The sequence below is a fragment of the Nostoc sp. UIC 10890 genome, assembly GCF_054786515.1.
Map to the genome: position 1 here is coordinate 4,552,639 of NZ_JBSGKF010000001.1, position 25,228 is coordinate 4,577,866.

Annotated in this window: 22 protein-coding genes; 13 read left to right on the forward strand and 9 right to left on the reverse strand. The window is 43.0% G+C overall.

Features of this window, described 5'->3' with window-relative positions:
- Positions 1-2: 2 nt before the first annotated feature.
- Complete coding sequence (locus ACWATR_RS18830; RefSeq protein ID WP_460335539.1) at positions 3-3,602, reverse strand: WD40 domain-containing protein; 3,600 nt, start codon at positions 3,600-3,602, stop codon at positions 3-5.
- 440 nt (positions 3,603-4,042) lie between these two features.
- Here ACWATR_RS18830 and ACWATR_RS18835 point away from each other — a divergent pair, with 440 nt between their 5' ends.
- Both ACWATR_RS18835 and ACWATR_RS18840 read left to right on the forward strand, forming a co-directional pair.
- A complete protein-coding gene (locus tag ACWATR_RS18835; protein ID WP_460335542.1) occupies positions 4,043-4,222 on the forward strand; it encodes a CopG family transcriptional regulator in 180 nt (59 codons plus the stop codon).
- A gap of 1,115 nt (positions 4,223-5,337) precedes the next feature.
- On the forward strand, positions 5,338-5,838 hold the full coding sequence (locus ACWATR_RS18840) for a fatty acid hydroxylase (RefSeq protein WP_460335545.1): 501 nt from the start codon (positions 5,338-5,340) through the stop codon (positions 5,836-5,838).
- Positions 5,839-5,844: 6 nt separating this feature from the next.
- On the opposite strand, the gene ACWATR_RS18845 is transcribed toward ACWATR_RS18840, so the two are convergent.
- Positions 5,845-5,976: a hypothetical protein gene (locus tag ACWATR_RS18845; protein WP_460335548.1), complete on the reverse strand. Its 132-nt coding sequence runs from the start codon at positions 5,974-5,976 to the stop codon at positions 5,845-5,847.
- Between the two features lie 334 nt (positions 5,977-6,310).
- Between ACWATR_RS18845 and ACWATR_RS18850 the strand changes: the two genes are divergently transcribed.
- From ACWATR_RS18850 to ACWATR_RS18865, 4 genes are all read left to right on the forward strand, one after another.
- Positions 6,311-6,556, forward strand: coding sequence for a hypothetical protein (locus ACWATR_RS18850; RefSeq protein ID WP_460335551.1), 246 nt, complete (start codon positions 6,311-6,313; stop codon positions 6,554-6,556).
- Positions 6,543-8,522 carry an ATP-binding protein gene (locus ACWATR_RS18855; RefSeq protein ID WP_460335554.1) on the forward strand — a complete coding sequence of 660 codons (1,980 nt, stop codon included), beginning with the start codon at positions 6,543-6,545 and terminating at the stop codon, positions 8,520-8,522. Before ACWATR_RS18850 ends, ACWATR_RS18855 begins: the two co-directional genes overlap by 14 nt.
- A gap of 13 nt (positions 8,523-8,535) precedes the next feature.
- The gene (locus tag ACWATR_RS18860; protein ID WP_460335557.1) at positions 8,536-12,666 is read left to right on the forward strand and encodes a PAS domain S-box protein; all 4,131 of its coding nucleotides are present in this window, start codon (positions 8,536-8,538) and stop codon (positions 12,664-12,666) included.
- A gap of 160 nt (positions 12,667-12,826) precedes the next feature.
- Entirely contained in the window at positions 12,827-13,204 is a 378-nt protein-coding gene (locus ACWATR_RS18865) for a response regulator transcription factor (RefSeq protein WP_460335560.1), read from the forward strand.
- Positions 13,205-13,284: 80 nt separating this feature from the next.
- On the opposite strand, the gene ACWATR_RS18870 is transcribed toward ACWATR_RS18865, so the two are convergent.
- Positions 13,285-14,265: an aldo/keto reductase gene (locus tag ACWATR_RS18870; RefSeq protein ID WP_460335563.1), complete on the reverse strand. Its 981-nt coding sequence runs from the start codon at positions 14,263-14,265 to the stop codon at positions 13,285-13,287.
- A 497-nt stretch (positions 14,266-14,762) separates the two neighbouring features.
- On the opposite strand from ACWATR_RS18870, the gene ACWATR_RS18875 reads away from it, so the two are divergent.
- Complete coding sequence (locus tag ACWATR_RS18875; protein ID WP_460335566.1) at positions 14,763-15,857, forward strand: phosphotransacetylase family protein; 1,095 nt, start codon at positions 14,763-14,765, stop codon at positions 15,855-15,857.
- 41 nt (positions 15,858-15,898) lie between these two features.
- Here the strand turns inward: ACWATR_RS18875 and ACWATR_RS18880 are convergent, their stop codons facing one another.
- Entirely contained in the window at positions 15,899-16,030 is a 132-nt protein-coding gene (locus tag ACWATR_RS18880; protein ID WP_460335569.1) for a hypothetical protein, read from the reverse strand.
- Between the two features lie 213 nt (positions 16,031-16,243).
- Here ACWATR_RS18880 and ACWATR_RS18885 point away from each other — a divergent pair, with 213 nt between their 5' ends.
- The 3 genes from ACWATR_RS18885 to ACWATR_RS18895 all read left to right on the forward strand — a co-directional run bounded on the left by ACWATR_RS18885 (position 16,244) and on the right by ACWATR_RS18895 (position 17,820).
- The gene (locus tag ACWATR_RS18885) at positions 16,244-16,747 is read left to right on the forward strand and encodes a DNA recombination-mediator protein A (RefSeq protein WP_460335572.1); all 504 of its coding nucleotides are present in this window, start codon (positions 16,244-16,246) and stop codon (positions 16,745-16,747) included.
- An 88-nt stretch (positions 16,748-16,835) separates the two neighbouring features.
- The gene (locus ACWATR_RS18890) at positions 16,836-17,234 is read left to right on the forward strand and encodes an MAPEG family protein (RefSeq protein WP_460335575.1); all 399 of its coding nucleotides are present in this window, start codon (positions 16,836-16,838) and stop codon (positions 17,232-17,234) included.
- A 94-nt stretch (positions 17,235-17,328) separates the two neighbouring features.
- Positions 17,329-17,820: a YajQ family cyclic di-GMP-binding protein gene (locus tag ACWATR_RS18895; protein ID WP_069072865.1), complete on the forward strand. Its 492-nt coding sequence runs from the start codon at positions 17,329-17,331 to the stop codon at positions 17,818-17,820.
- A 63-nt stretch (positions 17,821-17,883) separates the two neighbouring features.
- Here ACWATR_RS18895 and ACWATR_RS18900 read toward each other — a convergent pair whose 3' ends face one another.
- Positions 17,884-18,441: a glutathione S-transferase family protein gene (locus ACWATR_RS18900; RefSeq protein WP_460335579.1), complete on the reverse strand. Its 558-nt coding sequence runs from the start codon at positions 18,439-18,441 to the stop codon at positions 17,884-17,886.
- A gap of 6 nt (positions 18,442-18,447) precedes the next feature.
- The gene (locus ACWATR_RS18905; RefSeq protein WP_460335582.1) at positions 18,448-18,912 is read right to left on the reverse strand and encodes a hypothetical protein; all 465 of its coding nucleotides are present in this window, start codon (positions 18,910-18,912) and stop codon (positions 18,448-18,450) included.
- A gap of 427 nt (positions 18,913-19,339) precedes the next feature.
- Between ACWATR_RS18905 and ACWATR_RS18910 the strand changes: the two genes are divergently transcribed.
- Positions 19,340-20,059 (forward strand): tetratricopeptide repeat protein, encoded by a 720-nt coding sequence (locus ACWATR_RS18910; RefSeq protein ID WP_460335585.1) that lies wholly within the window; start codon positions 19,340-19,342, stop codon positions 20,057-20,059.
- Between the two features lie 226 nt (positions 20,060-20,285).
- Here the strand turns inward: ACWATR_RS18910 and ACWATR_RS18915 are convergent, their stop codons facing one another.
- Positions 20,286-20,696, reverse strand: a complete 411-nt coding sequence (locus ACWATR_RS18915; protein ID WP_460335588.1) for a slr1601 family putative cell division protein — start codon at positions 20,694-20,696, stop codon at positions 20,286-20,288.
- Positions 20,697-21,048: 352 nt separating this feature from the next.
- Positions 21,049-21,138, reverse strand: coding sequence for a photosystem I reaction center subunit XII (gene psaM, locus ACWATR_RS18920; protein ID WP_040630342.1), 90 nt, complete (start codon positions 21,136-21,138; stop codon positions 21,049-21,051).
- A gap of 199 nt (positions 21,139-21,337) precedes the next feature.
- Between psaM and ACWATR_RS18925 the strand changes: the two genes are divergently transcribed.
- The gene (locus ACWATR_RS18925) at positions 21,338-22,684 is read left to right on the forward strand and encodes an FGGY-family carbohydrate kinase (protein ID WP_460335591.1); all 1,347 of its coding nucleotides are present in this window, start codon (positions 21,338-21,340) and stop codon (positions 22,682-22,684) included.
- A gap of 96 nt (positions 22,685-22,780) precedes the next feature.
- Here the strand turns inward: ACWATR_RS18925 and ACWATR_RS18930 are convergent, their stop codons facing one another.
- Positions 22,781-23,896, reverse strand: a complete 1,116-nt coding sequence (locus ACWATR_RS18930; protein ID WP_460335594.1) for an RRXRR domain-containing protein — start codon at positions 23,894-23,896, stop codon at positions 22,781-22,783.
- A gap of 571 nt (positions 23,897-24,467) precedes the next feature.
- Here ACWATR_RS18930 and ACWATR_RS18935 point away from each other — a divergent pair.
- The gene (locus ACWATR_RS18935; RefSeq protein ID WP_460335597.1) at positions 24,468-25,208 is read left to right on the forward strand and encodes a dienelactone hydrolase family protein; all 741 of its coding nucleotides are present in this window, start codon (positions 24,468-24,470) and stop codon (positions 25,206-25,208) included.
- The last annotated feature ends 20 nt before the right edge of the window (positions 25,209-25,228 follow it).

Consider the following 25,228-nt stretch of genomic DNA (forward strand, 5'->3'; position numbering starts at 1 on the left):
GTCTACTCCTGTTTCTCAACCGCCCCTAAATCTTTCAGAGTAATTTTTTGAGCCTCAGTTAAACCTGTCACCTTGGTAATATTCATAGCTTCGTAGGGTCTATAGCTTCTCAAAGTTTTCAGGCAGATACCAGTATTGACATCCCAAAGCTTAATAGTCTCATCTTCACTGCTACTAACCAAGGTTTGACCGTCGGGACTAAAAGCGACCGACCACACTAACTTGGTATGTGCTAACAAAGTTTTTACGCAACTGCTTGTGTGCAGATCCCATAGCTTCACCATTTGATCGCCACTGCCACTTGCCAGCGTGCAATTATCCAGAAAGGCAACTGTGTATACGCCACTAGTATGCCCATACAAAGTTCCAAGACATTGACCTGTGCTGACATCCCACAGTTTTACCGTTTGATCAAAGCTGCCACTCGCCACTGTATTACCATCTGGACTTAAGGCGACTGACCAAATCCAGTCAGTATGACCGTACATAGTTTGAAGGCAACGACCAGTGCTGACATCCCACAGTCTTACTGTTTGGTCGTTACTAACACTGACCAGCATCTTACTATCTTGGCTAAAAGCGACTGCCCATACCCAATGACTGTGACCTTGTAAAGTTTTGAGGCATTGCCAGGTCTTAGTATCCCACAACTTCACTGTTTGGTCTTCACTGCTACTGGCAAGCATACTACCTTGGGAACTGAATGCAACTGATGTAACCCGATTACTATGTCCCAACAAAATTTTGAGACATTCGCCAGTGTTGGTATCCCACAGCTTCACTGTTTGATCCTCACTGCCACTGGCAAGTATAGTACTTTGAGGACTGAAGGCTACTGATGTGACCCGATTACTATGTCCTCGCAAAGTTTTGAGGCACTGACCAGTATTAGCATCCCATAACCTTACCGTTTGGTCATTATTGCCACTAGCAAGTGTAGTACCTTGAGGACTGAAGGCTACTGACCAGATACCATTACAATAACCCTGAAACGTCTTAAGGCATTGACCAATAGTGACATCCCACAGCTTGACCGTTTGGTCATCACTGCCACTTACTAAAGTCTTACCTTCTGGATTAAAAGCAACTGACCAAACCCTGCTATTATGTCCCTGTAGAGTAGTAAGGCAGCGACCAGTACTTGTATCCCACAGCTTAACCGTTTGGTCATCACTGCTACTTGCCAGCGTCCGACCATCATAACTGAAGGCAACAGAATTTACGCAATCAGTATGACCATACAAAGTCTGAAGACATTGACCTGTACTGACATCAAATAGCCTGACAATTTGGTTATGACAGCCGCTGGCCAAAGTTTGACAATCCGGGCTGAAAGCAACTGACCTACTTCCACTATTCTCAACCTCCATAGTTTTGAGGCATTGACCGCTGCTAGTATCCCACAACTTCACAGTTTGATCGTCACTGCCACTGGCAAGCATAGTACCTTGAGTACTGAAGGCGACTGATGTAATGCGATTACTATGTCCCCGCAGAGTTTTAAGGCATTCCTCGCTCCTAGTATCCCACAGCTTCACGGTATGGTCTTCACTGCTACTTGCAAGCAGGTGACCGTCTGGACTGAAAGCAATTGACCAGATCCCACCACTATGACCTTGCAAATTTGCAAGGCATTGCCCCGTATTAGTATCCCATAGCTTGACCTTTTGGTCATCACCGCCACTAGCAAAAATATGACCATCGGGACTAAAAGCTACTGGCCAGATAAAACCTGTGTGCCCCTTGACGATAAGCAATTGTTTTCCATCCGCAACCTGATACAGGCGAATCTCACCACTAGTATCTCCCGTAGCCAAGAGTTTTCCATTAGGGCTAAATGCTACCGAATGAATTCCTCCCAGGGTTTCAACAAAAACAGACCTAGCTAGATCGGCGTAAGTGAAATTTACATTGCGTAAATTTACGTTGCGTAGGTCTGCTTGCCAAACAGTTAGGTGAGAAAAATCATAACCACTGATATCAATTTCTATATGAGAAAGCAGATTGAGAATATTGCCAGCCGTATACCCTGGTTCTAAAGGAGATTCTTCTTGCAGTTTTGTAAGAATTTGAATTAACTGATTTTCAATTTTTCTTTTACTTTTTAAGCCATGAAGCAAGCCATCTATAACTGGTTTGATGATGAGACGAACTTGAGTATCCTTAACATAGTCTTTAGCCGTCGCCTTCATCAAAGCATGACACCTAAACAAATGAATATTCTGAGTGACAATCTCTTCACAGACCTGTTCTATTAATCTACTAGTTATATACTCCATGACCACAGGCTGAAATGTGAAGAGGGCTGCACTTTTCTCAATCAGTGTCGGCGTTGGCATTAGCGTACCCCTACGGGGAAGCAAGCTACGCGCAGCGTCTCGTAGAGATGTTTTCTCGATTAGCGATCGCCTTACCAGAGATTCCACAGCCTCCATTAATTTTGCTTGCGGTACTTGTGATATAATATCATCTCGCAATTCTGGAAGCGCCATTGGCTCACGATTAATCGCTAGCCAATACATTATTTCCTTTTCTAAATCTGACAAGCGTTCAAACTGCTGCTCTAAAATATCGCGGATGTCTCCAAAAACAGCCGTGTCTTGTTGTAAAAATCCAGTCACATTACCATCAAAAACATCTTGAATAGTCGTGGCAACTATCTTTAAGGCTAATGGATTGCCTGCGTAACGTTCAATCATTACTTTCCATTGATCTTCTGCCGCCGATAGTCCCTTGAGTTTCAAGATTTCTTGCCCTTCCGCCACCTTCAATCCACTCAGCGGCAATGAGCGAACAGGTAGTGCTTGTCCTTCCAAAAATGCTATTTCTCTGGGTTTTTCACGACTAGTCAACATCAAGCAGCTTTGGTGAGTTGCTTCTCCTACCCGTCTTAAAAGCTCACCATACTCCTCATATCCCTCTCGATAAAGTCCGGCGCGGCTACCACTGCGGAGAATTGATTCTGCATTATCAAGGATCACTAAACAGCGATAATTTTGTAAATAATAAAGTAGTCGCGATACCCGATCGCTAAAACTTTCTGGTAAGTTACTTTCTGTTTCCTGTTCGTCGGATAGAAATTGGATTAGATTACCTAGAATAATTTTAACAGGCGGTGCTTCTCGTAGCGATCGCCAGATCACATACTCAAAGTTGTCCTGAATTTTTTGAGCAAGCTTTACAGACAGTGCGGTTTTACCAATACCTCCTATTCCCAATAGTGTCACCAATTGGCAGTGCTCATTGAGAATCCATTGCTCTAGGGTAGTCAGTTCTTCTGTACGTCCATAAAAAGCTGAGTTAAAGATCGCTTCTCCCCAATTTAGACGAGTATTTGAGCTTGAATAATCACTTTTATCTATTTTTAATTGAAAAGCTGAAAAAAGCTTCTCAATAGTCTGTTTGTCAACACCACCTTCCCGATTCAATACTTTCGAGATGGTAGCGGAATATAACCCAGAGCGTGCACTCATTTCTTCAAGAGTATACCTGTTTCCAAAGTTTTCCTTTGCTTCTGATTGATGCTTTGCTTCCTTAATTTTTTGTAAACCCTTGGTAGTAAGTGCAACGCCACGCTTGCGTCTCCAATTCTGTAAAGTCATGTATTAACTCACTGTTCGTGTAATCACCTTTGACTAAAAGGAATTATCTACTAGGTTGCTATAGATATGAGGTGATAGCCATCACAAACGAATAATCTCATATTGCAAAGGATTTAAAGCAGATATATTACCGAAATATTCACAGATGAAAACCACCTTTGGCAATCTATTCATCTTGGTAATTCCACACCGCTTATTCAATAAACAATCTGGTCTGTGAGAGCATTGTTAACATCATCTTTTTAGCCGCAACCTTCTTGCACTTGCGTAATGGCAGAGTCACTACGTATATTTTTGCATTTTATACTTTAATCTTTCAGTAATTTATTTGGGGTGTAAAGCTTAAGTTCAATCTTAAAATCTCGATTTTCACTGGTAAAGACAGTTCTGAATTGGCAATCTTGATAAAGAAAGTTTGTATATATCTAGCCTATCAATCAATGAATAAAACTGCTGCACTTAAATTTCCCCGTTTGGCAACCTCCAGTAAAAAAAGAGCGCTTAAGCGAATTACTTTAAACTTGACATTAGATGAAGCTCAGAACCTTGAAAAGTATTGTGAACAGACAGGCAGACGAGTAATAGATGTGATTCGGGAACTCATTCAAGCCTTGCCTTGACCTAACTTTTCCTCCCAAGGGTGAAAAGCATTAGTCCAGAAGAGTCATAGCTAAAAGTAGAAAGTCTTGCAGATTTGGACAAATGTTTTCAACTTTACTTTGACGAGAGTAATTTCAGAGTGGTAATCATAGATTAGACTCTATATATTAGATCGTCACGATTAAATATTTGCTATTTCTATACTGTTGTTTGTTGCGAAAACACTAAAAAACAAGGTTTAGAAATTACTCTTTGACCAAAGTGGTGACAGAAAAAGGATAGTCGCCAAACCAAAGAAATAGTCTCTTACTCCTCATTATTGTTGCAACTCAATAAGAGGTAATTATATCATCTTTTTCCGGCGTGCTGCACTCGTTTACTACGGGCGTAGCACGCCTTCACTAAATTATTACATCTCTCTCAATTATCACCAGTTAATTTAACACCTCTAATTTAACCAAATTCTAATGCTTGTATAGGAATCTGACTTGAATGGTGAAAATATACTGAGTCTAAAATCTTTATCCATTAATGATTTTATCTGTAAAAGGTTTCATTAATTAAACCAAAGTTTTATATCTTGAGAATGAACAAAGTGAAATTATAGTTACTCCAAATTGTGCTGCATCTTAATTTGATTGAAACCCGCTTTAGTTCACTTCAATCACTCAATATCCATTGTCGTAATGCCTATTTCTATCATTGTAATTAAATTCATAATTGAAGCTTAATTACAATCAACTTATAATTAACAATGTTGAAGAAAGCCTTAACCTAAATTTGTACTAACTTTAACTCAACCTTTGCTTACGCTGTATGTCTTAGTAAGAAGATTGTGTAGTAACTATGGCAAAATACTGTATTCCAATCGAGTTTTAGATGTATTTTTACCATTAACCCAGAGCTAGTAGTCAAATTGGAGGTTCTTGCGAGTTGCTGTTTACTGCATTAAGGATTGGAGATTCATGAAACTGCAACTAACCCAATTACATATACTCTGAGCCAAATTAACTGAAGCGTAGACACATGAAATGCACACATGCTGCTGGCATAGCGTAAAACTAAGTGTCTACGCTGACAGCATGACATTGCATATTTTCTGTGGAGTTTTCTTAACTATTCTTGAGGAGTAAAAATGCTTGAGGCTATCGCTGTTGCTTGGTTATTACTGTTTATTGGCGATTTTTTATCTACATTCTTTTACCACGTACCCGAGCACGTTTTTGGTAGCCTTCATTTAAAAACGCACCACTCCTGGAAGAAGGATTTTCGTCACTACGCTATTTTGACTTTTAATCGCCAGGTTCTTTTAGATGGTATCTTGGGAGCTTTGCCTTATGTACTCATAGCAGTAGTCTTATGGTCTTTCTCTCCCATTGGCGTGATTTCTGGATTACTACTTGGTCAGTTTCATGTATGGTGGAGACACATAAGTGTACTGGGTTGGCAAACTCCAAAGCCTGTAAATATTTTATGCCAAATTCTATTTATTACTACTCCTGAGAGACACTGGTTACATCATCACAAAACTAATTTAGGTTTCGGTGATATTTTCACTTTCTTTGAACAACCTGCACAAATGTGGTTACGCTGGCTTCGACTGCTTAGAATTCGTTTTCGCTACTCTCGGATCTAACTGAAGCTACCACGTACCACAATATTTTTTCAAATTACCAAAAGAAGCTGCGATCGCAGCTTCTTTTTGTACAATCAAGGGGATTATTCCAGTGTCAGAAATGCGTTCACCTACATACTCAAAAAAGCTGATTCCCAATTTGCAAGTAGTAGCAATAAGAGAGATTAATTGATTATAATTTAAACCTATATCATTTCCTAATCATATAAGGTACATCATGTCCCCTACTCGCTTGCAGGTGGGATTCTTGTACTTCACTCAAGCGAGAAACGCTACATAAGTTTCTTTAAATATAAAAGCTTTACTTATAGTTTTTCTATAACTCATTACAAGGCAAGCGAGTTACACAGACAGAAGCCTGCCTCTGCTAGGGAGTTTAAAGGTATTTGCGACTGCTCAACTTCGCTGTTATATCACCAATATTTTTGGGAAGACTAGTCTTAATTAGTAAAATATTATATCCCTAGACTTTATGACAATTCCTCTCTTTTCTAGAGATGCTGGGCGTAGCTTGCTTATCCGAAGGGGTACGGATAGCTACGGTGATGAAGGCAGGAGGCAGGATAGCGTAGCAATGGCGAGTCCGCAAGCGGTGGCAGGATGCAGAAGGTTGAAATACAGTCTAGGTAACTTTTGGAGACGCTACGCGAACAAACTCACACTGATTGCCAGAAATTTGCAACCTGCTCTAGATGAGGTGTTTCATGTCCGCAGTTAGCCTCAGAAAGCTGCTCAATAAAAAAGAGTTGCCATCTCTTATTCATAACTTAGTTTACCAATTCAATATTGCCATTGATGTTGAACTGGTGGACGGCACGAAACTGATTAGCATTGGGGAGAAAACTGTAGAAAACCGATATCCAATCGAGGTTTTAGGAGAAATCATCGGTTGGGTTGTTGGGGAAGAACAGGCAACTCTACTTGCGACTTTGCTCTCATTTCTGGCAAAGCAGGAAGCTGAGAAGAAAGTACTCGCTAAAGAATTGCTGGAGCGATATCAGGAAATTGATTTATTTGACGATATCTCGACTCAACTCACAACAAGTTTAGATACGCGACAGATTGGCCAACTGGTGCTTCAGGAATTGAGTCAATTAATTGAATCATCTGCGGGGATGATTTTGCTCCTTAGTCCAGATGCAACTACCTTTGAAATTATTGCCGAATTTGGTGTGTTTTTTGACCACAATCAGCCAGAACCGGGCAAGGGAATTATTGGCAACATTGTGCAATTCAACCGCGCAGAACTCGTCAATGATGTGCAAGCTGATCCGCGATTAGAGGGGCAAAAAAACGTTAGTGCAATGATTTGTGTACCGTTACGAGCTAAGGAGCGGGTACTGGGAGCGATCGCCATTGGAACGCCCAAAACTGACTCATACAAGGCCGAACACCTGAAACTTGTGAGTATCTTTGCCTCTCAAACAGCGATCGCTATTGACAAAGCTGTGCTTTACGAGCAAAGCACTCAAGCCGCTATCCAGGCAAAAGCCCAAACACAGAAGCTTCAGCAAGCTCTCCATGAGTTGCAATTGGCCCAAACTAAGTTGATCCAAAGCGAAAAAATGTCCAGTCTCGGTCAACTCATTGCTGGAGTTGCCCACGAAATCAACAACCCAGTTAACTTTATTTGCGGCAATTTAAAGTATGTTGCCGAATACGCCCAAGACTTGTTGCACCTGTTGGAAAAGTATCAGAAATTCCTACCTGTTGCTCCTCCAGAACTGGAATCAGAGTTAGACAACATAGACCTAGAATTTATTATGCAGGATCTCCCCAAACTGCTAGATTCAATGAAATTGGGCACAAGTCGCATTGTTGAAATTGTCCAATCCCTGAAAAACTTCTCTCGCCATGACGAAGCAGAAATGAAAGCTGTTAACATCCACGATGGCATCGATGGAACCTTAATGATTCTTCACCATCGCCTGAAAGCAGATGTTCATCGTCCGGCAATTGAAATCGTTAAAGACTATGCAAAACTTCCCCTAATTGAATGCTATCCCGGACAGTTGAATCAGGTATTTATGAACATCCTGGCAAATGCCATTGATGCTTTGGAAGAAGGTATCGAAAATTCGGGAGTCAGGAGTAGTTCCCAATCCTCAATCCCCAATTCCCAAATCACTATTCGTACCAAAGTACTTGACCAACAATGGGTTGTGATTCGCATTGCTGACAACGGCCCAGGAATGAAGGAGGAGGTCATTCGCCGCATTTACGATCCCTTTTTCACCACGAAAGATATTGGTAAGGGAACCGGGTTAGGCATGGCAATCAGCTACCAAATTGTTGTAGACAAACATGGGGGAATGCTCAAATGTCGTTCTCAACCAGGTGAAGGGACAGAATTCTGGATTCAGATTCCGTTAAATTGTGCATTTGCAGAAGCTACTGAAGAACAGAATTGCGCTTCTGCCTCGCCAACTCACACCACAGAATTATCTCATATTCCCGATATCGACGGCTTCATTTCATCAACAGTTCCAATGCTCAAACCGACGGATTTGCTGATCCGCCACACTCAATTGATCCAGCGACTTTCACAACACAGTCCAGATGTAGAAGGTGCATCACCTGATCAAATTTACCAGATGTTTCAACACCACCCAATTTCGTTAAAGCTTTACGCCACTTTGTTGTCTTGGTTCTGTTGTTCTAACCCTACCCAAATAAACCACTAAAGAAACCTCAACCATGTTTAAGCAATTTGATGAATACAACAGTCAGCTATTTGAACAATGTCCTGTTGGGCTAGTATTATGCCGAACAGATGGGACGCTAATTAACATCAACCTCGCCTATGCTGCCATTTTGGGACGTACTGTTTCAGAAACCCTAAATCTCAACTATCACCAGATTACTCCTGAAAACTATGCGATCGCAGACCAAGTTACGCTAAAGAACCTAGAACAAACTGGTCGCTATGGCCCTTATGAGAAAGAGTTAATCCACAAAGACGGGCATCTGGTTCCAGTCAGAATTTCTGGACAGATGATTGAGAAAGATGGAGAGCAACTGATTTGGTCTAGTGTGGAGGACATCAGCAACCTTCGACGCGTTCAGCAGGAACGCCAACATACTGAACAAATCCTAAAACAAAGTGAAGCTCGATATCGTTCTCTGGTGAGAGCTACTACACAAATTGTCTGGGTAAGCACACCAGATGGAATTTGTTTTGAACTAGGAAGCTGGATAGCTTATACAGGTCAGAGTCTAGCAGAAGCGGAGAATGGGGGCTGGATTGATGCCGTTCATCCCGAAGATCGCGCCTATACCGAAAAAGTTTGGAGTGCTGCGGTGGCAAACCAAAGGATGTATCAAATTGAATACCGAATTCGTGGCAAGGATGGCAACTATCGCTACTTTTGGGTCTGGGGTGTCCCCATTCTCGAAGAAGATGGCAATGTTCGGGAGTGGATTGGCACCTGCACTGATATTCACGATCGCAAGCTGTCAGAAACCGAAAAGCAGTATCTGGAAAAACGTTATCGCTCTCTGGTGACAGCTACTTCCCAAATGGTTTGGATTACCACTCCTGAAGGAATGCAAAAGGCAGATATGTCGAACTGGAGAGCCTATACAGGTCAGAGTGTAGCCGAAGCCGATGGTTGGGGCTGGATTAATGCCGTTCATCCAGATGACCGCCTCCACACTGCCGAAGTTTGGAGTGCCGCTGTGGATAATCGCAGCCTATATGAAGTTGAATATCGGGTTCGTGCCAAAGATGGCACTTATCGCTACTTTTGGGTCTGTGGTGTTCCTCTCTTAGAGGAAGACGGTAGTATCCGGGAGTGGGTAGGTACTTGTACTGATATTCATGATCGCAAGCTGGCAGAACAAACTCTACAACAGAGCGAAGAACGGTTTCGTTCTTTGGTGACTGCCAGCTCACAAATTGTCTGGTTGACTACCCCTGAAGGACGGGCGGTGAGCTGTGAAATGTCTACCTGGTTAGCGTACACAGGTCAGAGTGCAGATGAAATCGAGGGTTTGGGCTGGCTCGATCCGATTCACCCTGATGACCGCGCTCGAACCGCCCAAGCCTGGAGTAATGCTGTGGCGAATCAGAGTCTCTTTCAAACTGAATATCAGTTACGTGGCAAAGACGGCAGCTACCGCCACTTTTTTGTCTGTGGTACCCCCATCCTAGAAGCAGACGGCAGCGTTCGAGAATGGATTGGCACCTGCACCGATATCCACGATCGCAAGCTGGCAGAAGCCGAAAATCAGCGTCTTCAAGAACGATATCGCTCCTTAGTAACTGCTACTTCACAGATCATCTGGGGAGCTACCCCAGAAGGATTGGGAATCAGCAGGGAAATGCTCACCTGGATGGCCTATACGGGGCAGAGCGAAGCTGAAGTTGAGGGTTGGGGCTGGCTCGATCCGATTCACCCTCATGACCGTGCCAGTTCCACTGAAGCTTGGAATATTGCTGTGGCAAACCGAGGTATCTACCAAACCGAATATCGACTGCGTGGCAAGGATGGCACATACCGCTACTTCTCTGTTTGTGGTGCCCCCGTCCTGGAAGAAGATGGCAGCATTCGGGAATGGATTGGTGCTTGCAGCGATATTCACGATCGCAAACAGGCAGAAGCCGAAAATCAGCGTTTAATGGACATGTTAAATCATTCCAGTGATGCCATCATCGTCCGTGACATGAGCGACAAAATTTCTCATTGGAATCAGGGTGCTGAAAGGCTCTACGGTTGGACACGGGAGGAAGTGAAAGACAAATGCATTCAGACTTTTATCAAAAAAACCTTTCTCAAACCAAAGGAAGAAATTGTCGCAGAGTTATTAGAGGAAGGTAATTGGGAAGGAGAAGTGGAACATCTCACCCATGAGGGCAAACTGATTACCGTCCAGAGCCGATGGACGTTGCAACGGGATATCGACCGTCAGCCCTGTGCAGTGTTGGAAATCAATACCGATATCACTGCCCGTAAACAAGCAGAAATATCTCTGCGGCAACTGAATCAAGAACTGGAAGCCAGAGTTATAGAACGGACAGCTGCCCTGCAAAATACCTTAGCTGAAGCGCAGGGATTAAATGCCATTTTAGATAACTTAGCAGATGGTTTGTTAGTGGCAGACACCGCAGGACAAATTACCCACTTCAATCCTGCCTTTTTAGCTATGTATGGATTGACAGCTAGCGCCCTCAATGGTCACTACCGAGAATTGTCGCTATCTGGTTTAGCAGAACTGATTGCACAAACTCAGTCTCATCCCAAAGAAGTTTTCTCTGCCGAAGTTGTACTGACGAAGGAACGCATTGGTCAGGCAGTGGCCACCGCCATTTTCAAAAAAACAGCAGATCAAGAACCCGCAGCCTGCTTCGGTTCGGCGCTGCTGATTCGAGATGTGACGGCAGAAAAGGAAATCGACCAGATGAAGACCGACTTCATCTCAACAGTTTCCCATGAACTGCGGACGCCACTAACTTCTGTTCTTGGTTTTGCGTCCATCATTCAAGAAAAGCTGGAAAGCGATGTGTTCCCAATGCTTTCTACCGAAGACCGGAAGCTTCAGAAAACGATTAAGCGGGTGGCTGACAATCTCAACATTATTGTATCGGAAGCAGAACGGCTCACGTCTTTGATTAACGATGTCCTGGACATCGCCAAAATGGAAGCAGGTAAGGTGGAATGGCAGATGCAGCCCCTTGATCCTAGTGAATTACTGGATTGGGCAACCAATTCAACCGCCGGGTTGTTTGAAACCAATGGCTTGCAGTTAGTCAGCGAGATTGAACCTGGACTGCCTCAGATAGTAGGCGATCGCAACCGTCTGCTGCAAGTTTTAATCAACCTGATTTCCAATGCCGTTAAGTTTACCGAATCTGGTTGCGTGACCTGTCGCGTCAAACAAAGCAACGACGGTGTTTGTATTAGCGTCATCGATACAGGCATTGGGATTGCACCTGAAGACCAGCCGAAAGTATTCGAGAAATTCCGCCAAGTTGGTGACACCCTCACGGACAAACCCAAGGGCACAGGTTTAGGACTGCCCATCTGTAAGCAAATCGTCGATCACCACGGCGGTAAAATCTGGGTTGAGAGTGAACCAGGTAAGGGCAGCGTATTCTCCTTCATCATTCCCACCTACGCCAGCGATCAAAAAACCACTGCTAATCTGAATCTGGATACCCTAGTCAAACAACTCAAGGAACACGTCATCACCAAAAACACTGTGGTGAACCAAAACCGTAAAACTATTTTGGTTGTAGATGATGACGCTAACATTCGGGAACTGCTGCGTCAACAATTAGAAAATGAAGGCTACAACGTTCGGGAAGGGAAAGACGGCATGGATGCAATTCATCAAATCAAAACAGCCCGTCCCGATCTGATTCTCTTGGATGTGATGATGCCCCAAATCAACGGCTTTGATGTAGCAGCCGTCCTCAAAAATGATCCTCAGACCGCAGACATTCCGATCATTATTCTGTCAATTATTGAAAACAAAGAACGGGGCTACCACATTGGCATTGATCGCTATCTTACCAAGCCCATTGACACCGAGAAACTCCTGGGCGAAATTGGCTCACTACTTTACCAGGGCACTTCTAGTAAAAAGGTATTGGTTGTAGATAAAAATGCATCAGCCTTAAAAACCCTATCAGATGTACTGCAAACTCAGGGATACAGCGTGATTGAAGCCTCCGATCCGCAAGAATGCATCCATAAAGCCCTGTTAGCCAAACCTGACATGATCATTATCGATTCTATCTTCTCTCAAGAAGCCGATTTGGTGAAAACCCTACGCTTTGAGAAGGAGTTGGAAAATGTGTTTTTTATTATGTTATCCGAACAGTAATTGCCAAGGCTGGGGATTGGGGATTAGGGACTGGGGACTAGGGAAGAGTTTTTCTAAAATCCAATACCCAATACCCAATACCCAATACCCAATACCCAATCCCCAATCCCCAATCCCCAATCCCCAATCCCCAATCCCCAATCCCCAATCCCCAATCCCTATGACCCAGAAAATTTTGATTGTTGACGATGAACCCAATATCTTGATTTTGATGGAACAAGCTTTAGAAGCATTAGAAGACGAGGGTGTTGAACTTCTAACTGCTAGAAATGGAGAAGAAGCTCTCGAAACTATTAAAACTGAAAAACCAAACCTAGTTTTTCTTGATGTGATGATGCCTAAAATGAATGGTCTGCAAGTCTGCCATATTGTAAAACACGACCTGGAAATGACTGATGTTTACATTGTGATATTGACAGCTAAGGGACAAGAATTTGATAAACAAAAAGGTATTGAGGTGGGTGCAGACTTATATCTAACTAAACCATTTCGCCCCAAAGAAGTACTTGAAAAATCAATGCAGGTGTTGGGTTTTTGAGGAAAGTCTTAAATGCTTTTCACCTGCTTTCGCAGTACTTAGAATAATCGGCACAAATCTGGTTACACTTCGTTCATCGATCAACGGTTAACAGTACTCATGTCAGGGTAGCGCTCACCTGCTGCTACACCTTTTGGTGCAACTGCTTCCAGTCGGTTCAACTCTTGTTCCGTAAGGGTAATTTCGGTAGCTGCAACATTCTCCTCTAAGTAGGTACGGCGTTTTGTACCAGGAATTGGGACAATATCTTCCCCTTGAGCCAATAGCCATGCTAGTGCAAGCTGACTCGCAGTTACTCCTTTTTCGGTGGCAATTGCCTTCACTTGCTCGACTAATTGCAGGTTCTTAGAGAAATTCTCACCTTGAAAGCGAGGAGCATTTCTGCGATAGTCATCAGGTGCTAGATCATCAGGGCTAGCGATCGCACCTGATAAAAACCCTCTTCCTAATGGACTATAGGGAACAAACCCAATTCCTAATTCTCGCACAGTAGGTAGAATTTCATCCTCTGGCTCTCGACTCCAAAGAGAGTATTCGGTTTGCAGTGCCGCAATGGGGTGAACTGCCACAGCCCGTCGAATCGTAGCAGGAGCGGCTTCTGAAAGCCCTAAATAACGAACTTTTCCCAGCTTAACTAACTCTGCCATTGCTCCTACAGTATCTTCAATGGGTACAGTTTGATCTACCCGATGTTGATAATAGAGGTCAATCACTTCCACTCCCAGACGTTTTAGTGAGGCATCGCAAGCTTGATGGACATATTCGGGTTTGCCACTAATCCCTTTCCAACCACCATCTTCAGTGCGAACATTGCCAAATTTGGTTGCTAATACTACTTGATCACGGCGATTTTTAATTGCTTTACCTACTAGTTGCTCATTAGTAAACGGCCCATACATATCAGCAGTATCAAGAAAATTAACTCCAAGTTCCAATGCTCGATGAATTGTAGCGATCGCCTCAATTTCATCACGGCCACTATAGAATTCAGACATTCCCATGCAACCAAGTCCGATAGCTGAAACTACTAACCCTTGTTTACCTAGCTTTCTGGTTCTCATAAAACAATCTCCTAGTCAGTAATTGGTCAGAGGAAATCAAGTCTTTCAGAATTATCCCTTTTCCTCTCATCAAGTCATCTACACTTAGAAGTATTTACTGATAAAAGCAGTTAAAAAATATATTGCTCAAAGCTCCGAATTTAAAAAACTGCTCTCTATGAGACGCTCTTGCTAGCTTGTTTAAGAGCAAGGTAAGCATTGGTGCAGGCTCTCGTAGAGAAGCTATGCCGCAGGCTTGACGCTGCGCTAACAAAATTCAAAATTAATCACCCCATAAATAAATTTAGTTGCTCTGTATCCTTTTCGTTTTCACTCAGAATAAATTCTGACCGAAAAAGCGGATAACAGAGGGAGAGCAAGTCCGCGTAACTCTGCTTATTCAGAAGCTAATTCTGGGAAAGCTTAATTTGTGAGAGCGAGAGGCTTTTGCCAGAAGGAACTAGAATTAGGAAACACCTAGCTGGGTTCTTCTGACTTTTGAAATTAGGAGTGCATGTGTGCCAAAATCCCCTAAATATTTGCTGATTGGATCAACCGAGACTTACAGCGGTAAATCTGCAACTGTTCTGGGTTTGTCTCATCAGCTACAGCAAAAAGGACTGGATATTACCTACGGTAAACCGCTTGGTACATGTTTTAATTCGTCTAGTGGAACTGTAGTTGAGGAAGATGTCCAGTTCATCGCTCTTAGCCTCAATTTGCCGGAAAACCGCATTGCACCGACAATGCTGGCTTTGGATGAACCAAACGTGCAAAAGCGCTTGCGGGGGGAAGACAAAACCGATTATCAGCAGTCCCTAATACAGCAATATTTACATAAGTCCCAAGGAGATTTGGTGTTACTGGAGGGGCCAGGTGATTTATCCGAGGGCAATTTGTTTGACTTATCTTTGCTGCAAATGGCTGAAGTATTGGATGCTGGTGTGCTGTTAGTAGCCCGCTATAAATCGTTGCTTTCGGTTGAGGCGTTATTGGCTGCTAAAGGGCGTATGGGCGATCGCTTGATTGGAGTTGTAATTAATGATGTTCCTGTTACCCAACTAGAAACAGTTGACACTCTCTTGCGCCAATTTTTGGAACAGCAAGGAATTCCGGTGCTAGCAATGCTGCCGAACAATGCTTTGCTCCGCAGCGTGAGTGTTGGCGAACTAGTCAAGCAGTTAAAGGCTGATGTTCTCTGTCGCAACGATCGCCTAGATTTGTTGGTGGAAAGTCTGGCAATTGGAGCGATGAATGTCAACTCCGCTGTGAAATATTTCCGCAAACGCCGGAATATGGCAGTGGTAACAGGAGGCGATCGCGTGGAAATTCAGCAAGCGGCTTTGGAAACTTCTACCCAATGCTTAATTCTTACCGGGCAACTACCCCCGCCGCCGTTCATTCTCAATCGTGCTGAAGAACTAGAAATCCCCATTTTATCTGTTGACTTAGACACCCTCACCACTGTAGAAATTGTTGACCGCACTTTCGGACAAGTCCGCCTCCACGAGCCGATTAAGGTTCAATGCGTTCGCCAGTTGATGTCTGAGCATTTTGACATTGATCGCCTGTTATCTAAACTGGGTTTGACTCCCGCAGCGGCATTGTCTTAGATTCCTCAGCCTTGACAATTAAGAGCATCTATCACCAGTTATCAGTTACGAAGCTGTATTACTGGTGAGGGTGCAGCTGGTTCGCCGTCACCTCCCAGGCGACGGCCTGCTGTTTCCTTCCACCCCATAGCTGGGACGTGCTTAGTTGCAGCAGCTAATCCAAAGACAGGCATATTTCCGTAAATCGCCTTATATCTTCCCGGTTCTATTAAATAAGTTTCGTGGCATTACTTATGAAACACCTTCGCTAGCCTGATGTTACCAAGTAATGGAGTTACTGAACCAAACAATCGAAAATTAGTAGCAATGTTAAGCTCAAGTTTTTCTCGCATCTACACGCTGTTTGGTAAAATATCTGGGTCGTTTAATTCGGATTATGTCCATCTTTGAGCCAATCAACAGACCTTATTAACCTCGATACATTAGCCCAAGAACTAGCGACAATCCAGCAAACGGGTTCTAAAAGAATCGCCTTGCTGGGTTCTCGTCACGTCCCGATTACGCATCAGAATCTTATTGAAATGATGACTTATGCCCTAGTTTTATCGGGTAATCGCATCATTACTTCTGGTGCTACAGGTACAAATTCCGCTGCCATCAAGGGAGCAACGCGGGCTGATCCGAATTTGCTAACGGTGATTCTCCCCCAAAGTCTGGAACGCCAGCCTTTAGAATCGCGCCAGCAACTAGAACAGGTAATGCATCTGGTGGAAAATGCCAGTAATGATAATCTGTCCCTTGCTGAAGCTAGTTACCTGTGCAACAAGGAAATTGTCTCTCGTTGCCAACAACTGATCTGTTTTGCGTTTCATGACAGCCGCACCCTGTTGCAAACCTGTCAAGATGCAGAAGAACAAAGAAAAGTAGTGACCCTGTTCTACTTTGATTAGTCATTTGTCATTTGTCCTTTGTCATTTGGTATTTGACTAATGACTAATGACTGATGACTATGACTAATAACCAATAACTAATTAAGTAATGATAATTTTTTTGTACTCGATCGCTGCTGCTGCCATTCTAATTTATGTGCCATTTTTGGTGGTAGCTTATGCCCGTGTGCGTATTGGGTATGAAATGTTTTCTACTCCTCGCGCTATGTTTGATAAATTGCCACCTTATGCCCAACGAGCTACTTGGGCACATCAGAACGCTTTTGAAGCATTTATGATATTTGCCGTAGCGGCATTCATGGCGTATGTAACTGGTGTAAATTCTTTTACAGCACAAGTAGCTGCGATCGCCTTTGTAATGGCCCGTTTGCTATACTCAATTTTTTATATTTTGAATATACCCCTTTTGCGATCGCTGATGTTTGGCATTGGCATACTTAGCTCTAGCGCTCTCATCATCTTGAGCATCATCCAAGCTACTAATTAAGTGGGGCATTGGGCATGGGGCATTGGGCATGGGAATTATTATTAATGTTTTATGCCCAATTCCAAAATCCAAAATCTAAAATCCAAAATATTTTATGGCTTCTACTTTTTCCTTTGACATTGTGAGCGACTTTGACCGACAAGAGTTGGTTAACGCTGTCGATCAAGTTGTAAGAGATATCAAAGGTCGTTATGACCTCAAAGACACTCAAACTACTGTCGAGTTAGTCGAAGAAAGTATTAACGTTAGTACTGACAGCGAGTTTACTTTAGATTCTGTACATACCATTCTGCGGGAAAAAGCCGCCAAGCGTAACCTCTCCCAGAAAATCTTTGATTTTGGCAAAGTGGAATCAGCCAGTGGTAATCGCGTGCGTCAAGAAATCAAACTCCAAAAAGGCATCAGTCAGGAAATTGCCAAACAAATTTCCAAATTGATTCGCGACGAATTCAAAAAGGTACAAGCCTCAATTCAAGGTGATGCTGTGCGAGTTTCTGCCAAATCTAAAGATGACTTACAAGTTGTTATGCAACGGCTAAAACAAGAAGACTATCCAGTTGCTTTGCAATTTACAAATTACCGTTAACAGATTCGTAATTCGTAGTTAAGAATTCCATTACGAATTACGAATTACGAATTACGAATTATTTTAAGCCCGTCCGCCAATACTTTTTTGAAATGCCGGACGCTCAGATAACTGCTTCATATAGCTCAACACCGCTGGGTAAGAACTGAGGTCTAGCTTCAACATGATGGGAATGTAATTCAGAATAGACCCGACTGCCACATCAGCAACAGTGAACTCATCACCAAGCAAAAAAGGTTGCTTACTGAAAATTTCATTTAACGGAGTCAACAAGCGGGGCATTTCCCGCTCCCGATTTGCTTCTATAAAAATTCCTGGCCCAAGGGTAGCATTGGCAAACAACACCCATTGGGAAAATACAGCACGTTCTTGGGGTGAAAGTGTACTTTTACTGTACTTATCGGCAAGATACAGCAAAATTGCCCCAGATTCCCAAAGCTGAAAATCCCCATCAACAATTGCTGGAACTTTACCAACTGGGTTAATTGCCAAATATTCAGGCTTGAGATGTTCACCCGCCTGCATATCAAGCTTGACAAATTCGTAAGGAACTTCTAGTTCCTCTAAATACCAGTGAACAATTGAGGCTCGACTACGAGCACCGCCGTAAAGTTTTAGCATAATTACTTAAAGAACTTTGTGAGTGTGAGAATGCTGTTTAACGTTGTCTTCTTTGGTGACAACTCTAGCGGCATTTAATACTCGCTTGCGCTCAATAGAATACTTGAATTCAGTGTAGTTTGTACCTAAGGGAATTAAAGATTTTGCAGATTCACGACGCTTGTAGGTACGAGCCGCTGCAAATGCCCGTGGCACAAATTCCTCTCCAAACTGAGCCGACTCTGGGAAGCCCTCTGGCAGTAGTTGTGAATCGCCATCCAGCAAAGATCCCAAAGTTGTTGCATGAGCGAGCTTATAGGAGGTAGGAATGCCCTTTAACAGCGCTTCTAAAGCCGCAGAGGGAATTGGTTCTATAACTTCGATTTGATAAACTTCTCCATCTTCTTTGACGAAGCAGGTTGCCAAGCCGATAACAATGTAATCATCGGTTGCTAAATCTGGGGCATTGGGATAGGAAATTGCAGTTGTCATCAGAAAATTTCTCAAAAATTAAATGCAGAGAGTGGGGATTGGGGATTAGGGATTAGGGATTGGGGATTAGGTGTATTGGAATCAAAAGAATTCTTTCCTAGTCCCCAGTCCCCAGTCCCCATTCCCCTCTCTAACGAACGGCTTGTTGGCATTCTACCAATTTGTCGCTCTCACTACTTGACTAGTCTTTGAGATTAACATCTGCCATTTCTGGAATTCACCTTCGGGATCAAGTATCCATGATTAGGGTTGAGGAGCGATCGCTTCTTTAGGGCATAGATTTCTACTGGTGTGAGTAGTTAAAATTCAGTCTTGGGATGGCTTTCAAGTAACCATAAATACCCTAAGAATAAACAAAGGAGTAAAACCACTAGCAGCAAAAAACTAGAATTTGATTTCACAAAGCAGTTATTTCAGGCAGGCAAAGATGAATATTCACTCATTTTTAGCTGACGATAACCAGCAAAATAAGAAATATAACTATGTTGTAAATAGTACAAACCAAGTCCAAGATGAGAGGAAAAACGATCGCAGCGAATCGACTTTAGGAGATAGCTACTTCCGCTCTTGTGCTTTGAGGTTGGCTCAACAAGGAGATTATACTGAGGCGATCGCACTTTTAACCCAACTAATTTTCCGCCATCCCCACAATGCCATTGATTACAACAACCGAGGGCTGATTTATTTCCAAAGTGGTGAAAGGCAAAAAGCGCTTTGCGACTATAATACCGCCCTCAAACTTAATCCTGATTTGGCTAGTGCTTATAATAATCGAGCAAATTACTACGCGGCTTGTGGAGAATTAGCAGTAGCACTTGCCGACTACGATCAAGCCATTGATTTGAATCCTCGCCATGTCCGGGCGTGGATTAACCGAGGCATTACCTGGCGTGATTTGGGGCAATATGAGGAGGCAATTGAGAATTTTGAGGTAGTACTGCTTTTCGGTCAACTAGAAGGTCATATTTGGGCTGAACGTGGCAGAACTTACCATCTTTGGGGCGACTGGAATTGTGCGATCGCTGATTATCGTCGCGCCCTCACTCAACTGCCCTCTCTCGACAACAGTAAGAATATTACTGCTTATCGCTTGCGTTTACAACTCGAAAATTGGCTAAACGAGCTGCTATCTGAATCAGCGTCCTAGTTGGTAGATTAGTCCTTCTGGGGGATTCAAAATTCAAAATAATTGATTAAATTTTGAATTAGAATTTAGTGACGCTGTATCGCTAATGACTAATAGATGATAACTACATAGCTATTCAAAAATTAGCTATTAACCATTATTTATTAGCAATAATATAAATTAACACCCGGTTTATACGTAGCCTGAATTACAAGAAACCGAAATAATCCTAAATTCGCTATTTGTCTTAGGGTAATGACTCTGTTTTTTCATTTTCTCGGCGATCCGGATTCATCAAGACCACGCGACGCTGACTGGGATCAAATCGATATCCTTGTTGTTGTCTAATACTTTTAGCTTGCTGAGGATCGAAGTTGCGGCTAAATTCCGCCTGCAAACCATTGACGTGTCCTTGCATTAACTTGACTTCAGTACCAATTTCTCGCAACTTTCCTTGCTGTGACCAATGATAAGGCAGAAGTTGTGCTAAAGCAGATGCCGCAACGGCTGTAATCACAAGATTAACCGCTATCTTGGCTGTACTTTCCAGTGCCATCATCTGGTAAGAACGTTGACGAAGATGCCGTTTTGGTCGAGGAATGACCCGGCGTTTTTGTATAGGTTGTGACGGTGGTCTGGACGGTTGAATCGCGTTCATGATGCTAAAAGATAACCTCGCTTAGTGAAGGGAAGCACTATGAAGAGTGCTGAGTTATGAGTTATGAGTGCTAAGTGGGAAATCTTACTCAGCACTGGCTCAACGCCCAGCTACCGCTAACAGCACTCAGTACTCGGAACTGAATTAGCACTCAGCACTCCTGAATGCTTGATTTAGCTGTCATATTACTTCATTTTTTTGAAATAGCTACAAGTGTTGCACTAGTTAAAAAATAACCTGGCTTACGTAAGTGCAAGGTTTCTAGCTACTTATGGTATAAAACCACAAGGTGTAGAAATTGCACCCCGTACTGCCAGGATTATTAGCTTTTCAACTGTGTCACATCGGAACGTTATTTGTAAAGTTCTGTGGCTAATCGCCAAGCTAGAACTCCTGGGATCAGCGCCACAACTAGAGCGATGTAGACTTGAGTATCTGAGATGGAAGATATCTGAGCGATGTACAGAGTATCTAAGATAGGCATGGCTGAAAACCTCCTAACCAGAATAGATTTTGAACAGTTCGTTTACTACTTTTCCTTGTTTTGCCAAAATTGTGGAATATCTTGTAACAAGATGCAACAAAAGCAGTTATTAATCAGTAGTCATTAGTTATTCGACCTGAGAAAAATTTATAAAAATATGAATTTATATTTGGGTATCGACTTCGGCACCTCTGGCGCACGCGGCATAGTAATTGACGAGGAAGCTTCTTCTATCCAGACTGAGGTGCGATATCCCTTCCAGGACTCAGGAGACGCTGTTAAGCCAAGTTTTTGGCAGGAGGCTTTGTTTGCGCTAGTGGAACTAATACCTGAAGAATTGCGGCGAGAAATTAAAGCGATCGCAATTAACGGTACTTCTTCCACCGTCTTGCTGGTTGATGCTGCTGGCAATCCTGTAGATGCACCACTGCTGTATAACGATGCACGGGGATCACTGGTAATAGAGGATTTGAGAAGCATAGTACCCCCCAATCATACCGTATTGAGTGCCACCTCCAGCCTAGCCAAACTAATGTGGATGAGACAATTACCTGCTTTTAGTGAAGCTAGATATTTCTTGCATCAAGCAGATTGGCTGGCGTTTCTCCTGCATGGGTATTTAGGTATTAGCGATTACCACAATGCTTTAAAGCTTGGTTATGACGTGGAAGAGTTGAAATACCCAGAATGGCTAGAAAATTTACAAATACAAATTCAGCTACCCAAAGTTTTACCTCCTGGGACTCCGATTGCAGAATTACAGCCTGAAATTGCAGATAAGTTCGGTTTACGCAGTGATTGTTTGGTATGTGCTGGTACAACAGATAGTATTGCCGCTTTTCTCGCCAGTGGGGCAAAATTACCTGGTGAAGCTGTAACTTCCCTTGGTTCAACGTTGGTACTAAAGTTGTTAAGTCGTACCCGTGTAGAAGATGTTAGATATGGAATTTATAGCCATCGCTTGGGTAATCTGTGGCTGACTGGTGGTGCTTCTAATACTGGAGGTGCAGTACTTAAGCAATTTTTCACAAGCACTGAGTTAGCAAGCCTTAGTCGTGAGATTGATCCATCAAAAGCTAGTGAGTTAGATTATTATCCGTTGTTGAAAGCAGGCGATCGCTTTCCCATTAATGATCCCAATCTACCCCCACGTTTGGAACCACGCCCAGATCATCCAGTGGAATTTCTGCATGGGTTGTTAGAAAGTATTACCCGCATAGAAGCGCGAGGATATGAATTATTACAGCAAATGGGTGCAGACAAGGTGAGCCGTGTTTATACTGCTGGCGGTGGCGCGGCGAATGATACTTGGACTGCAATTAGGGCGCGTAATTTGCAGGTTCCTGTAGTAGCGTCAGTGTATACAGAAGCTGCCTACGGGACGGCGCTGTTGGCGATGCGGGGGGTGAAAAAAGGACATGGGGATGGGTGTGTAGTGGGAAAGTGCTCAAAAATTCTAGGAATTACTAACTGTACAAATGACTTATCTTGTGAATCAACGTAGATAAGTTGTTTGGGTATAAAAGTGAATTTTCTTTTTGTGGCATTGCATAGGCTTAAACCAATCTTCATAAGACCTCGCGGTATGCGGGAAACTCAGTCACTTTAGTGCTGCCAGGGTTGCGACACGAGCGGTTTTAACCGCAGTGACAATTAGCCCTGTTGAACGTCGTATTAACTTGACTTTTTTAACTGAACATTGCCCTAATCTTTTCCAGCTAGCATCGCTAACTGAAACTTGTTTTTCAGTGTCGCCACTAATCCAACCAAAGAATGTTTTCTTGCCTTGGGTAGCTTCAACAAAATCACCTTTTCTAAAACTATGTCTTGTTGTAGTTCCACCGTATTTTCGACGATTACCTCCTTTACTAAAAACCATCAAATGTAATTGTCTCCTAGACATAGGAGGACGACGCACAATAGTAAATTGAGACTCTGTGACATTTACATCTCCTACCCAAGATGCACCATGATTTTTAGTTCCTTCCCATGATTGGTATTTAACAAATTCGGACGTTGCCAGGGTGACTGCATCAACCGCGTGTGTTTCTGGTATTTGCAAAGACTTATCCGATTTCTCTTTATGCAGCCCTAAATGTTTACGGAGCTTTGATGTTTCCCATCCTTTGTTCAAAACAACGTTTGTTAGTTGAGAAAGTCGATTGATTTGATATCGTTGTCCCACCATAACGGGACTGAAACTTTTGCTGCCTATCGCTTCTACTTCCTCGATTACGATAGTTTCAACTGGGTAAAGTTGAAGTAACAAACTAATTACGCGGTATTCTAAGTCTTTGTTTGCTCGAATACTTGGAGGAAGTTTTGAGTTGCGGCGATTATCGAATCTAGCTTGACGATGATTACGTTTTGCAAAATCCAAATTACGTTTAATTCGTCTCCCCCGTCTACCATGCCGCATCATAGCTCGTTGTTCCATCCGGTCTTTAACTGTTTTGAACGGGAGAACTAGGTGCAATATTTGCAAAGTATATTTTCTTGATTGAACAGCCACGCCAGAAAACATTTTACCTGGGTCTAGTCCAATAACTATCTCTTGTGTTTGTGCATCAGACAGTTCAATTGATAGCTGAACATAAAAAATGCCTAGCTTATTGAATTTACCAATTGCCTTGCCTTGTTCAATCCATCGTCTAGCGCGACTTGGCTTTGTCGGCATTAATGGTTGATCGTTTTTAGATATGACTGGTACTCGCATAAAGAGATAATCCTTGGAGTAAAAGTTTAAGTCCCCGACGCTCGAAGACTCGCTAACGCTGCGCTATCGCTCAACGCAGTTAAGATGTCTTGGCTCAACCCAACACTATTAACAAGATAGTTTGAAGATAATCCGAACTAGGGAAACATTCGGAAGTTCGTACCAAACTGCGTCTCAGTGAGCTAGTCAAACACGTAAGACCTGCTTCTTACAAGCTCAGTGGCTTCAGCCCTGAGTTATTGACCCTCTTTTCGCAGATATCTTCTAAATCCGTATGTATCCCAGTGACAATCGGCATATCTCGGCCGATACTGAAATGATTAGATACCGGACTATAGGATTCCAGGTTGATCATCTGGGCAGCTATTCGGGGATGGGTGCTTCGCCACAAGCGAATGTCATCTATCCCCTTTATTAATTAATTGGTATAGGACTCATATTTGATTTTTTCGCTAAGGTAACGGATATCGCAATCATGGCAGAAAAACGCCATATAGGTTGAAAGTAACCGGATGTTGCAGCGCTACAGTGTAGAAGCTAATGACAGCAAGCGGAACACGGAGACTAAAAAGTGCAAATCACTAAGCGCAATGTTGAATTAAGAGTAGATGGTAGCTTAATGCGTGTTTATGTAGCGGCTCCGAAAGCAGCAGGAAAATACCCTGGTATCGTCTTCTACAGTGATATTTATCAGTTGGGTGAGCCAATGATTCGTCTAGCTAACTACTTAGCAGGATACGGCTATGTAGTAGCAGCCCCAGAAATTTTTCACCGAATTGAGCCAGTTGGTTCAGTAATTGAGCCAGATGATCTGGGAAGGATGCGGGGTAATGACGATGCTCGTCGAACCTCAGTAGCTGAATATGATGCTGATTGCCTTGCTGTGATTGAATTTCTGAAAACAGAGAGTGCGGTTTCTCCAAATCAAATAGGCACTCTCGGCTTTTGTATTGGTGGACATTTAGCTTTCCGCGCAGCATTTCAAAGCGAAATTCGGGCTTCTGTCTGCTGTTACCCGACTGGTATTCCCAGTGGCAAACTTGGTAAGGAGGTAGCCGATACAATCCAGCGGGTAAGTGAAATCCAAGGTGAGATGCTCATGGTGTTCGGTACTCTTGACCCTCATATCCCAGATAGCGATCGCCAAACCATAATAAAAGCAATGGAGAATGCTAATATACCTCACCAAGTTGTCTCCTATGAAGCAGAGCATACATTCATGCGCGACGACGGTTATCGTTATGATTCTAGTGCTACCACCGCTGCTTGGTCTGAAATAGTAACTTTCTTGGGGCGCATATTTACAGGCTGAAAACTCCTATTATTGCTTTC

Excerpts from the sequence above, each read along its gene's own strand:
- ACWATR_RS18830 (WP_460335539.1), bottom strand. The coding sequence starts at position 3,602 with ATGACTTTACAGAATTGGAGACGCAAGCGTGGCGTTGCACTTACTACC.
- ACWATR_RS18835 (WP_460335542.1), top strand. The coding sequence starts at position 4,043 with ATGAATAAAACTGCTGCACTTAAATTTCCCCGTTTGGCAACCTCCAGT.
- ACWATR_RS18840 (WP_460335545.1), top strand. The coding sequence starts at position 5,338 with ATGCTTGAGGCTATCGCTGTTGCTTGGTTATTACTGTTTATTGGCGAT.
- ACWATR_RS18850 (WP_460335551.1), top strand. The coding sequence starts at position 6,311 with ATGACAATTCCTCTCTTTTCTAGAGATGCTGGGCGTAGCTTGCTTATC.
- ACWATR_RS18855 (WP_460335554.1), top strand. The coding sequence starts at position 6,543 with ATGTCCGCAGTTAGCCTCAGAAAGCTGCTCAATAAAAAAGAGTTGCCA.
- ACWATR_RS18860 (WP_460335557.1), top strand. The coding sequence starts at position 8,536 with ATGTTTAAGCAATTTGATGAATACAACAGTCAGCTATTTGAACAATGT.
- ACWATR_RS18865 (WP_460335560.1), top strand. The coding sequence starts at position 12,827 with ATGACCCAGAAAATTTTGATTGTTGACGATGAACCCAATATCTTGATT.
- ACWATR_RS18870 (WP_460335563.1), bottom strand. The coding sequence starts at position 14,265 with ATGAGAACCAGAAAGCTAGGTAAACAAGGGTTAGTAGTTTCAGCTATC.
- ACWATR_RS18880 (WP_460335569.1), bottom strand. The coding sequence starts at position 16,030 with ATGCCTGTCTTTGGATTAGCTGCTGCAACTAAGCACGTCCCAGCTATG.
- ACWATR_RS18890 (WP_460335575.1), top strand. The coding sequence starts at position 16,836 with ATGATAATTTTTTTGTACTCGATCGCTGCTGCTGCCATTCTAATTTAT.
- ACWATR_RS18895 (WP_069072865.1), top strand. The coding sequence starts at position 17,329 with ATGGCTTCTACTTTTTCCTTTGACATTGTGAGCGACTTTGACCGACAA.
- ACWATR_RS18900 (WP_460335579.1), bottom strand. The coding sequence starts at position 18,441 with ATGCTAAAACTTTACGGCGGTGCTCGTAGTCGAGCCTCAATTGTTCAC.
- ACWATR_RS18905 (WP_460335582.1), bottom strand. The coding sequence starts at position 18,912 with ATGACAACTGCAATTTCCTATCCCAATGCCCCAGATTTAGCAACCGAT.
- ACWATR_RS18910 (WP_460335585.1), top strand. The coding sequence starts at position 19,340 with ATGAATATTCACTCATTTTTAGCTGACGATAACCAGCAAAATAAGAAA.
- ACWATR_RS18915 (WP_460335588.1), bottom strand. The coding sequence starts at position 20,696 with ATGAACGCGATTCAACCGTCCAGACCACCGTCACAACCTATACAAAAA.
- ACWATR_RS18925 (WP_460335591.1), top strand. The coding sequence starts at position 21,338 with ATGAATTTATATTTGGGTATCGACTTCGGCACCTCTGGCGCACGCGGC.
- ACWATR_RS18930 (WP_460335594.1), bottom strand. The coding sequence starts at position 23,896 with ATGCGAGTACCAGTCATATCTAAAAACGATCAACCATTAATGCCGACA.